This window comes from Protofrankia symbiont of Coriaria myrtifolia (assembly GCF_900634755.1).
GTDB classification, from domain to species: domain Bacteria; phylum Actinomycetota; class Actinomycetes; order Frankiales; family Frankiaceae; genus Protofrankia; species Protofrankia coriariae.
In genome coordinates this window covers 2,252-12,268 of sequence record NZ_CAAAFS010000191.1, presented here as the reverse complement: position 1 = coordinate 12,268, position 10,017 = coordinate 2,252, and the positions used below count along the sequence as shown (strand labels likewise).

The following is a 10,017-nucleotide window of genomic DNA, read 5'->3' as shown; positions in this document are numbered from 1 at the left end:
CACCTCTCCGGCACGCCCAGCCCACCCCCGCACCTTGCCAGGAACCGAGACCGAGGGTGGAAACGGCTGCTACAGCGACCACCTGCCCCCTCGTCGTTCATGATCCGGAACGCTGGCGGGATGGGTTGGCGTGGCAGCGGCCAGCGCGGGCGAGGGCTGTGACGACGCGGCTGGCGAACGGTGCGGTTGTGACGGTGGACACGGTGGGGTCCCGTGCGGGTGCGGGCGGGGCACGCGTGCGGGACGGGGCACGATAGACATGGCGTATGGGGCAACGTCTGCGGCAGCGTCCAGGGGGAGGCGCGCCGGCTCGGTACGCCGACGCGGGGGAGTTGCTCGCCGACGACCGCGCGCACGTCTGGCATCCGTACGCGTCGGCGACCGACCCGCTGCCGGTGTTCCCGGTGGCGTCCGCGTCCGGGGTGCGGCTGCGGCTGGCCGACGGGCGGGAGCTGATCGACGGCATGTCGTCGTGGTGGGCCGCCATCCACGGCTACGCCCACCCGGTCCTGGACGCGGCGGTGCGCGCCCAGCTCGACGACATGGCCCACGTCATGTTCGGCGGGCTGACCCACGCGCCCGCGGTGACGCTGGCCCGCACCCTGGTCGAGATCACCCCGCCGCCGCTGACCAGGGTGTTCTTCTGCGACTCCGGGTCGGTCTCCGTCGAGGTCGCGATCAAGATGGCGTTGCAGTACGCGCGGGGACGGGGGCGTCCCGGCCGGACGAAGCTGCTCACCATCCGCCGGGGGTATCACGGTGACACCTCCGGCGCCATGGCCGTGTGCGACCCGGACACCGGCATGCACCATCTGTTCACCGGTCTGCTGCCGCGTCACCTCTTCGCCGAGGCGCCGCGGCCGGGCTTTGACGAGCCCTGCGAGGACGAGCATGTCGCCGGCATCGCCCGGCTGCTCGACGAGCACCAGCACGAGATCGCCGCGGTGATCTGTGAGCCGGTGGTGCAGGGCGCCGGGGCGATGCGCTTCTACGCCCCGGGCTGGCTGGCCCGGCTGCGTGAGCTGTGCGACACCCACGGCATCCTGCTCATCGCCGATGAGATCGCGACCGGGTTCGGACGGTCGGGGGAGCTGTTCGGCTGCGACCATGCCGGGATCAGCCCGGACATCATGTGCGTCGGCAAGGCCATGACCGGGGGATACCTGACGATGGCCGCGACCCTGTGCACGGACGAGGTGGCGGCCGGGGTGTGCGCGTCCGAGGCGGGCGTGTTCATGCACGGGCCGACGTTCATGGGCAACCCGCTGGCCGCGGCGGTGGCGAACGCCAGCATCGGCCTGCTGCTGTCCGGGCCGTGGCGGCGCCAGGTCGGCGATCTGCGGATCTGGCTGGCCGAGGGGCTCGCGCCCGCCCGCGCGCTGCCTGGCGTCGCCGACGTGCGGACGCTGGGTGCGATCGGGGTGATCGAGACCCGGGAGCCGGTCGACATGCGGGTGATCCAGCCGCTGCTGGTGGAGTTGGGGGTCTGGGTGCGCCCGTTTGGCCGGCTGGTGTACGCGATGCCCCCATACGTCATGACACGCCCAGATGTCGCCGCGCTGACCGCCGCCATGGTGGAGGCGGTCGCCCGCACCACCTGATGATCTAACCGCTGACCTGCGGCAATGGGCTTGTCGGAACGGTTGTGTGCCGCGTCGGGGTCATCTCCTCGGGCATCGCCCGACGGTTTCTGACATCGGGACAACATCGAAGTGGTTGCGGTCGCCGGGCCACCGTCCGTACTCTTTGTTTCTGTTGATGACTCTGAGTAACGAGCCGGTGCACATCAAACCGAAACGAGGCGAACGGGGAGGAAGGTCGACCCGGCATGATGTCCCACATTTTGTTACCTCCTCTCCGGGGAGCGGTGAATCCGGGGAAAACCGCGCATCCCGCTGGAGCAACGACGCATGACACGGCCGCGGCGGCGGACTCCACCGCCGGCGAGACCGACGTGCGTTCGCCATCCTGCTCGCCAGTTCGTTCACCATCCCAGTCCCCGTCCCAACCGTCGTCCCAGCCGTCATCCCGGCCACCGTTGCCCCGGCCAGCCCGCCCGTCCCAGCCGCTTCAGCCGTCCCAGCCGCTGGCACCCGGGCCATCCCAGCCGTCACAGCGGCCGTCCCGGTCGCCTCAGCCGTCCCCACCATCCCGGTCGCGGCGGCTCCGGCGACTCGTGCGGCAGTCCTGGCAGCGCGGGGGAAGGGCTGCCCGGCAGGCCGGTGAACGGCTGGCCGAGCAGGTGTCACATTTTGCGCTGTGGAGCCTTCCGCCACGGCTTGTCCGCTATTTTGTCGCCGTCGACGTACTGTGTCTGGTAGTTGTCCTTGTCAGCCTGTTCGGGCTTTCCTTCAGATTTGCCGACCTGTTCACCTTCGGGGCGTTCGTTCTGCTCGGCCGGCTGGCCATGAAAACGTCCCGGCATCTCGGTGTGCCCGGTCTTCGGAAGGACGAGCCGCACCGGGACCTGCTGTCGAACTGGACCCTGCCGGTCACGCTTCTTCTCCCACCGCTGTACGCCGCCGTCCTGCACATACCCCTGCACTGCCTTTTCCGTTCCCGCGGCCAGGGCGCCACGCAGCCCAGATACCGGCAGGTCTTCAACGCGGCGGCACTGGGCGTGTCGGGTTTCTGCGCGGCCAGCGTGCACCGGGCGCTCGCCCCGCCCCAGGGGCCATACCGGATCGACACCCTGGTGGGTTCGTCCGGACGTATCGGCGCGTTGGTCGTGGCGGTGTTCACCTACACGGTGCTCAACCGTGTTCTGCTGCGCGGCATGCTGTGGTGCGCGCATCCGAGATCGGCACAGCCGGCCCGTCGCCCGTTCGCCGGCGGTCGGCGGGAAACACTCGCCGTCGACGCCGCCGAGATGTGTTCCGCCATCGGGCTGGCCGTGCTGTGGACCGCGCACCCCCTGCTCATGCTCACCGCGACGCCGCCCGCGCTCCTGCTCCAGCGCAGCCTGCTGCACGCCGAACTGCTCCAGGCGGCCCGCACCGACGCCAAGACCCGGCTGGCCAACCCCGCCTACTGGCGGGAGACGGCGGAGAAGGAGGTGCTGCGCATCCGGCGCTCGGGCCGTCCGATGTCCGTGCTCATCGTGGACATCGACCATTTCAAGAAGGTCAACGACCAGTTCGGCCATCTGGCCGGCGACGCCGTTCTCATGTGTGTCGCGGACGCGCTGCGCGCTGCCACCCGGCCGCGTGATCTTGTCGGCCGGTTCGGCGGCGAAGAATTCGTGATCATGCTCTGTGACACCGATCTCGACGCCGCCGCCCGGGCCGCTGACCGGATCCGCCGGCAGGTGGCCGGGATGCGCTGCCGGGCGGACAGCCACGCCGCCGGCGTGGTCTGCGTGTCCGTGACCGTCTCGGTCGGGGTAGCCACCGCGGCCGGCACGGACGTGGAACTGGCCGCCCTGCTGGAGACGGCGGACGCGGCGCTCTACCGGGCCAAGGCCGACGGCCGCAACCGCGTCCGCCTGGCGGCCGGTCTGACTTCCCGGGCCTCCCACGCCTCCCACACCCCGACGACCGCCTGACACCCCACACCGTTCACCACGAACACCGTATTTACCACGACATCGCCCACGGGATCATTCACGGGCCGCCCGCGTCGCCTGCCGTTCCTTCTGATGCATTTTGACCTGTTGGTCACCGGGCGGCGGCGCTGGTGGTGTTGCGCAGCAGCAGCATCGTGGTCACCGGACCCACCCCGCCCGGGACCGGTGTGAGAGCGCCCGCCACGGACGCGACCGCGTCGGCGTCCACGTCGCCGACCAGACCGGCCTCGGTGACGTTCGTCCCCACGTCGATGACGACGGCACCCGGCCGGATGAACCCCTTGCCGATCATCTTGGGACGGCCGACGGCGGCCACCACGACATCGGCCTCGTGCACGACCGAGAGCAGGTCGGTCGTGCGGGAGTGACAGATCGTCACCGTGGCGTCCTCGGCCAGCAGCAGCAGGGACGCGGGCTTGCCGACCACCGGGCTGCGCCCGATGACCACCGCGTGGACGCCGGCGAGCTTGACGCCGCCGCGGTGCAGGATCTCCAGCACCGCGGCGGCGGTGGCCGGCGCGAAGCACGGCAGGCCCAGGGCCAGCCGGCCCAGGCTCAGCGGGTTCATCCCGTCGACGTCCTTGTGCGGGGGGATGCGGCTGCCGACGTCGTCCGCGGACAGGCCCGGGGGCAGCGGGGTCTGCACCATCAGGCCGTGCACCTCGTCGTCGGCGGCCAGCCGGTCGACCGTGGCGACGAGGTCGGCGGCGTCCCCGGACAGCTCGTGGATGACGCAGCGGACCCCCACCTTCGCCGCGCCACGTTCGATCACCCTGACGTAGGACCGGGCCGCCGGGTCGGTACCCGGCAGGACCACGGCCAGTGTCGGCACCCGGCCGGCCTCGCGCAGCCGCTCCACATCGTCGACGACACCCCGGCCGATCTCCGCGGCCATGGCCCGCCCGTCCAGCAACTTCATGATCCGATCCGTTCCCCGACGGCGCGCACGATGCTGTCCGCCGTAGCCACAGAGGTCAGATGGCCGGCGAGGGCGGCCGTGGCACGCTCCCGCGCGTCCGCGTCCGTCATCACCGCCGTGTTCACCCGTACGTTGATCGCGGCGCTGTCCAGCGCGGCGCGTGCGCTGGCGGCGGCCACCCCGACATCGCTGAGGACGTTGACGTTCGCGCCATCGATGATCCTCGCGCACAGCCCCACCACGGCCGCCGCGACCGCCGCGGTGCGCAGCGGCACCTCGGCCGCGGTGACCAGCGCGGTCTGGATCGCCCGGCTGCGAGCGGCCCGTTCCTCGTCGGTGCCCTTCGGCAGTTTGTAGGCGTCGCTGACCGCGGCGAACGCACGGGCGTCGGCGGCGGCCAGCGCCAGCGCCTCGGCGCGGGCCTTGTCAGCCCCGCTTCGGGCGGAGAGCATCGTCGTCTCGTGCTCGGCGTACCGGGGCCTGCCGATCGTGAGATTGCAGACCATGCTCACCAGCGCCGCGCCGAGGGCGGCCTGCAGCGCCGCGGCCGCGCCACCGCCCGGCGCGGGCGCGGGGGAAGCCAGCTCGGCGAGAAACCCCGCCATCGTCTCGTCGTCCACGGCACCCTCTCCCACCTGCTGACTCTGCCTGCCGGCCGGCCGCGTGTCACCACAGCGCCGCACGTCCTGTGAACTTCCCACGGCTGACCGCACTGCACCGTAGCAAGCCCACAGGCGGTTGGCTCAGCAGCTCGGAAAGCCGGAAAACCGGGCCCCTGGGCTGTCCTGTGCCCCTGGCCCAGGCCGGGGCACAAGACAGAAGGCAGGGAGAAGACAGGGAAGGGCGGGGGAGGACGGGAGGAAGGCCGTCACGCGGCCGCCGATCCGGAGATTCCGGCCTGTACGGCCGGCCGCCGGAGCGGGCCGCTACGGCCACCGGGGAGGTCGGTGACGATCTCTATGCTGGTTGGCCGTTTGAACCTGGCGAGACCGGCCTCGCAACGCTCCACGAGCTCGGCCACGAGCAGGGGATCAGGACCGTTCACCGGGACGACCAGCGCGACGGGCACCTCGCCGAGGACGGCGTCCGGTCGGCCCACCACCACCGCGCGGCGCACCCGCGGGTCGGCGAGCAGAACCTCCTCGATCTCGCGGGGGGAGACCTTCTCACCACCACGGTTGATCACGTCGTCGCCGCGGCCGGTGAGGTAGAGGTAGCCGTCGGCGTCCGTGAAGCCGATGTCGCCGGTGTCCAGCCAGCCGTCCGGGGTGAAGCTGTCAGCGCCGGTCGGGCCGGCGTAGGCGCGGATGACCCCGGGACCGCGGATCTGTACCCGCCCGGCCTGCCGCGGCGGGCACGGCCTCGCCTCGTCGTCGACGACACGTACCTCGCTGCCTACCGGCAGGCCCACCGAACCGGGCCTGCGGGCTCCCCGCGGGGGATTTGCCGTGATCATACTGCCGGCCTCGGCCATGCCGTAGGTTTCCAGCACCGGGACGTCGGTGGCCTCCTCGAACGCCTGTAACACGGGGACGGGCAGGGGAGCGGAGGCGGACCGGACGAACCGGAGCCGGCAGTCGCGGGCCTGGGCGGCGTGCGGATCCATGGCCAGCAGGGCCACGATCGACGGAATCCCGTTTATCCAGGTCACCTGATGATTTTTGATCATCGTCCAGAATCCGCGGCGGCGGAACCGCCGGTCGAGGACAAGGGTGCCCCCGCTGTACAGGGTGGCGAGCAGCCCGGCCACCTGCGCGTTGACGTGGACCAGCGGCAGCGGGTTGTAACCGATGTCCGCCCGGGTCAACTGGTGGTGGCGCGCGGCGGCGGCGGCCACGTGCGCGAGCTGCCCGCCGTCGAGGAAGATCTCTCTGGTCGCCGTGGCCGCCGCCGTATCCGTCGCGCCCGTCAGCAGGACGCCACCGGACGTCCGGTGGCGTGCGCCGCTGCCGTCGGTCGCGCTGTCAGCCGCGGTGCCGCCAACGGTAGGGCCGTCGCTGGCGACGTGCCCCGACGACGACACGGGCGACGACACGGGCGACGTGACGGTGTGCCTGGTGGTCATTCGCGGGTTGAGCTGGCGGACGCCGCACGCGGGGGGCAGCGGTCGGTCGGTGACCACGAGAGCGGGGTGGATCCGGGCCAGCGCCCGTTCCAGCTCCGCGGGCGGGGCGTCGGGATCCAGGGGGGCCGCGTGCCTGCCGCTCACCAGGATGGCGAGGAAGACCACGGCGAAGTCCAGGGGATCCGACACGAGGATCGCGATCCGTCCCCGTGGCCGCGGGCCGTGCGCGTCCAGATCGCTCTGCCAGCGCTGGACGAGGGCGGCCATCGTGCCGTAGGTGACCGAACGGTTGCCGCGAGCTTCCCTGAGGTACACCTGGTCTGGCTGTTCCCTGCCGTGCACGCCCAGCCAGCCGGTCACGGATGTCACTTTCACCACCACCTTCGCCGGCTTCCGCGTAAATACACCCCGACTATCGCCGGAAGATTTCTGGCCACGCTCCCGATACCTCTCTCCACAAAACACCCCAGACCGCTATATCAGTTTCCAGCGAGTCGATGTGACGCCACCCGGGGTGTTGCTGGTCACATATGGACCGATGGGAGAAACGGCGGCTTCCGCGCGTCACCCGGTAATAAGCCCCTGAACCGAACGCCCCCGTCCTTACAGGTGTTCCCGCCCGACGAACAGTGGTCCGGGACCCTGTGGGGGATGAGCATATCCCGCCGGGACCGTGCCACCGTGGCCGCTGCGCACACCCGTCGGCTGTCTGGTTGTCGTCTGTCGTCCGGCGTGCGGCCCACCCGGCATGATGTAGATGACACATGACGGATGACAGCGGACGAACAATGCCGTTTCCCGCCGTCAAATGTCGTCCTGGTTGTCGCTCCGGTGTCGAATAGCCGACTTCGGGTCGCCCGGCCCGGGCCGGCCGGGCGGGCGTTTCCGAGGCATTGTTCCGCGGACGTGTCCGCGCGAAACAGGTCCACAGGGCCCGAACGGCACGGGCCGTTCGGAGCGGCCGACCGGCCCGTGCGCCGGCCTTGGTCCCCGCCGTGGATGCGCGGCGTGGCGAATGACGGATGCGGCAGGGATGCGGGCGGGACGGCGGGGACCGCGGACGGACGGTCGGGGTGGGGTCCCGACCGATCTACTTGACATAATGTTGATTATCGGCGTGACGATGCTGTGCGGGGGAGGGGCGACGGCGGGCAGAGTCGTGCCGGATGCGCGTCTACCGCGCCGACGCCTACGTGTGTCGAGCTCTCCGGGTCAGGCGGGGTTCTCCGGTACCGGGTCGAGGTCGAGCGCGAGTGAGTTCATGCAGAAGCGCTGGCCGGTCGGCGCCGGACCGTCGTCGAACACGTGTCCGAGATGTGACCCACAGCGTCGGCACCGGACCTCGGTGCGGATCATGCCGTGGGAGTGGTCCTCGACCAGTTCCAGCGCGTCCGCCACCTTGGGCTCGTAGAAACTCGGCCAGCCCGATCCGGAGTCGTACTTGGTGGACGAGTCGAACAATGCGTTTCCGCACGCCCCGCAACGGTAGATGCCGGTTTCCTTGCTGTACGTGTAGGAGCCACTGAAGGGCGGTTCGGTGGCGGCGTTACGCAGGATGGCATAACGCTCCGTAGGGAGTTCCTTACGCCACTCCTCTTCGGTCTTGACGACCTGGTGCGTTGCCACGGTGGCCTCCTTGTCGTCGCTCATGCCACGCCACTCCCCTCTTCTGCTGGTGTGGGACGTTTCACGCGGCGGATTCGTTCCCCGAGGGCGTTCCGTCAGGCAGCCCGCGCGGCAGGCTGCCGCGCGGGCTGCCTGACGGCGGTCCGCCGGGTCCGTGTTGACGGGCGGGCGGGTGGTGAGCAGGCCTGCCTGGACGGCGCCGCCGGCGGCGGTCAGCGCCGCCGCCACGGCCGGCGCCCAGGCGATGTCCCGGCGGATACCGGCGCTGAGCAGCACGGCCGCGTCGGCCGTGTCGATCAGCGCGCCCGCCCGCAGCCACCCCCGCGCCGGTGGGCCGTCGCGCCGCAGCAGGGTCGCGAGCAGGCCGGCGCCGACGGCGATGTCACGGGCGGCGGCGAGCTGTGTGAGCCACGCCGTCCGTTCGGCGGTGACCCGGTCCACTCCGACGAGGCGCGCGAATCTGGCGGGACGTGTCAGCAATCCGACACCAAACGCACAGCGGGCTGCCCCGAGAAGAGCCACTTGCTGACCGTACGTAATAGATGAAGGCTTAATCATGATCATTTTTATACCTTGTGTGAGCACGATCTCGTTAACGGCCTTGTCTCCAGGGGAACGTCCCACAGATCCCGAGCGTTGATGAGTCTGAGTTCCTCACTGGTATCGACGCTCGGGAGGGTTTTCATGGGCGAGCGCATCCTGCGAGGCAGCCGTCTAGGTGCAGTCTCCTACGAGACGGACCGCAGCACCGAACTCGCGCCCCGCCAGACCGCGTCCTACGACTGCCCGAACGGCCACCAGTTCACCATGCCTTTCGCTGCCGAGGCCGAGGTCCCGGCAGTCTGGGAGTGCCGTGTCTGTGGTGCCGGATCGGTCATCGTCGACGGCGAGGTCCCGGAGCCGAAGAAGAGCAAGCCCCCGCGCACGCACTGGGACATGCTGATGGAGCGGCGTACCACCGACGACCTTGAAGAGGTACTGGCTGAGCGGCTCGCGGTCCTGCGGGGAACCGGGCAGGACCGGCGCTCCGCCTGACACGTCTGCCGTAGCGACACCCACGCGTGTGGCCCGTCCGGACGATCCGGACGGGCCACACGCGTGTCGAACCGGTCTCATGCCGAGACACCCGTCGTCGACCGTTCCTGCTGTTCCTCGGCGCTCCCCCGGGCCGCGGGCAGCGGTAGCGGCCCGCCGTCCCCACCGGAGCGCGTGCCCGGGCCCGTCTCGTCCCGGCCCACCACGGCCGTGCTCCTGCCCGCTCCCTGCCGCCGGGCGCCGCGGCCGCCGCCCGCGGCCGGCCGGTCGCGCAGGGACCGCACCGCCCACCAGGTCACCCGCCACAGCGCCTCCCCCACGATGGCCCGGCTCATCTTCGACCGTCCGCGCTCACGCTGGACGAAGGTGATCGGGACCTCGCCGACCCGGAATCCCGACCGCCACGCCTGCCAGGCCAGGTCGACCTGGAAGCAGTACCCCTGCGACGCGACCCGGTCAAGATCGCGGTTGCGCAGGACCCCGGCCCGGTAGGCCCGGAAACCCGCGGTCGCGTCGGCCAGCGGCATGCCGAGGGCGGTCCGCACGTACACGTTGGCGCCGCGGGAGAGCAGCAGCCGGGCCCGCGGCCAGTTGCGCACCTCTCCCCCGGGCACCCAGCGTGAACCAATGACCAGGTCGGTCGTGCGCAGGGCGGTGAGCAGGCGGGGCAGCTCCTCCGGCTGGTGCGAGCCGTCGGCGTCCATTTCGACCAGGACGCCGTAGCCGCGGCCCAGCCCCCAGTTGAAACCGGCCACGTAGGCCGCGCCCAGCCCCTCCTTGGTCTGCCGGTGCAGGACGTGGACGTGC

At 70.9% G+C, this 10,017-nt stretch carries 8 protein-coding genes and 1 pseudogene; 3 read left to right on the top strand and 6 right to left on the bottom strand.

The features are described 5' to 3' along the window. Positions 1-266: 266 nt before the first annotated feature. Positions 267-1,601: an adenosylmethionine--8-amino-7-oxononanoate transaminase gene (gene bioA / locus CM1CMNOD_RS10850; RefSeq protein WP_013873695.1), complete on the top strand. Its 1,335-nt coding sequence runs from the start codon at positions 267-269 to the stop codon at positions 1,599-1,601. A 575-nt stretch (positions 1,602-2,176) separates the two neighbouring features. Next, positions 2,177-3,544 (top strand): GGDEF domain-containing protein, encoded by a 1,368-nt coding sequence (locus CM1CMNOD_RS10845; RefSeq protein WP_013873694.1) that lies wholly within the window; start codon positions 2,177-2,179, stop codon positions 3,542-3,544. 112 nt (positions 3,545-3,656) lie between these two features. On the opposite strand, the gene CM1CMNOD_RS10840 is transcribed toward CM1CMNOD_RS10845, so the two are convergent. The 5 genes and pseudogenes from CM1CMNOD_RS10840 to CM1CMNOD_RS23985 form a co-directional block, all read right to left on the bottom strand. Beyond that, complete coding sequence (locus CM1CMNOD_RS10840; protein ID WP_013873693.1) at positions 3,657-4,484, bottom strand: bifunctional 5,10-methylenetetrahydrofolate dehydrogenase/5,10-methenyltetrahydrofolate cyclohydrolase; 828 nt, start codon at positions 4,482-4,484, stop codon at positions 3,657-3,659. Next, the gene (locus CM1CMNOD_RS10835; RefSeq protein ID WP_013873692.1) at positions 4,481-5,104 is read right to left on the bottom strand and encodes a cyclodeaminase/cyclohydrolase family protein; all 624 of its coding nucleotides are present in this window, start codon (positions 5,102-5,104) and stop codon (positions 4,481-4,483) included. The genes CM1CMNOD_RS10840 and CM1CMNOD_RS10835 overlap by 4 nt, the downstream gene beginning before the upstream one ends. A gap of 248 nt (positions 5,105-5,352) precedes the next feature. After that, positions 5,353-6,918, bottom strand: coding sequence for an AMP-binding protein (locus tag CM1CMNOD_RS10830; protein WP_013873691.1), 1,566 nt, complete (start codon positions 6,916-6,918; stop codon positions 5,353-5,355). 843 nt (positions 6,919-7,761) lie between these two features. After that, positions 7,762-8,199 (bottom strand): peptide-methionine (R)-S-oxide reductase MsrB, encoded by a 438-nt coding sequence (gene msrB / locus CM1CMNOD_RS10825; protein ID WP_043606146.1) that lies wholly within the window; start codon positions 8,197-8,199, stop codon positions 7,762-7,764. A gap of 183 nt (positions 8,200-8,382) precedes the next feature. Further along, positions 8,383-8,733, bottom strand: a pseudogene (locus CM1CMNOD_RS23985) (DUF4267 domain-containing protein); the annotation flags it as partial. A gap of 126 nt (positions 8,734-8,859) precedes the next feature. Between CM1CMNOD_RS23985 and CM1CMNOD_RS10820 the strand changes: the two are divergent. Beyond that, positions 8,860-9,210 (top strand): RNA polymerase-binding protein RbpA, encoded by a 351-nt coding sequence (locus CM1CMNOD_RS10820; protein ID WP_013873689.1) that lies wholly within the window; start codon positions 8,860-8,862, stop codon positions 9,208-9,210. A gap of 77 nt (positions 9,211-9,287) precedes the next feature. On the opposite strand, the gene CM1CMNOD_RS10815 is transcribed toward CM1CMNOD_RS10820, so the two are convergent. After that, a partial coding sequence (locus CM1CMNOD_RS10815; RefSeq protein WP_131773974.1) for a polyprenol monophosphomannose synthase occupies positions 9,288-10,017 on the bottom strand: 730 nt, incomplete at its 5' end.

Coding starts and splice junctions, on each gene's coding strand:
- bioA (WP_013873695.1), top strand. CDS start 267: ATGGGGCAACGTCTGCGGCAGCGTCCAGGGGGAGGCGCGCCGGCTCGG.
- CM1CMNOD_RS10840 (WP_013873693.1), bottom strand. CDS start 4,484: ATGAAGTTGCTGGACGGGCGGGCCATGGCCGCGGAGATCGGCCGGGGT.
- msrB (WP_043606146.1), bottom strand. CDS start 8,199: ATGAGCGACGACAAGGAGGCCACCGTGGCAACGCACCAGGTCGTCAAG.
- CM1CMNOD_RS10820 (WP_013873689.1), top strand. CDS start 8,860: ATGGGCGAGCGCATCCTGCGAGGCAGCCGTCTAGGTGCAGTCTCCTAC.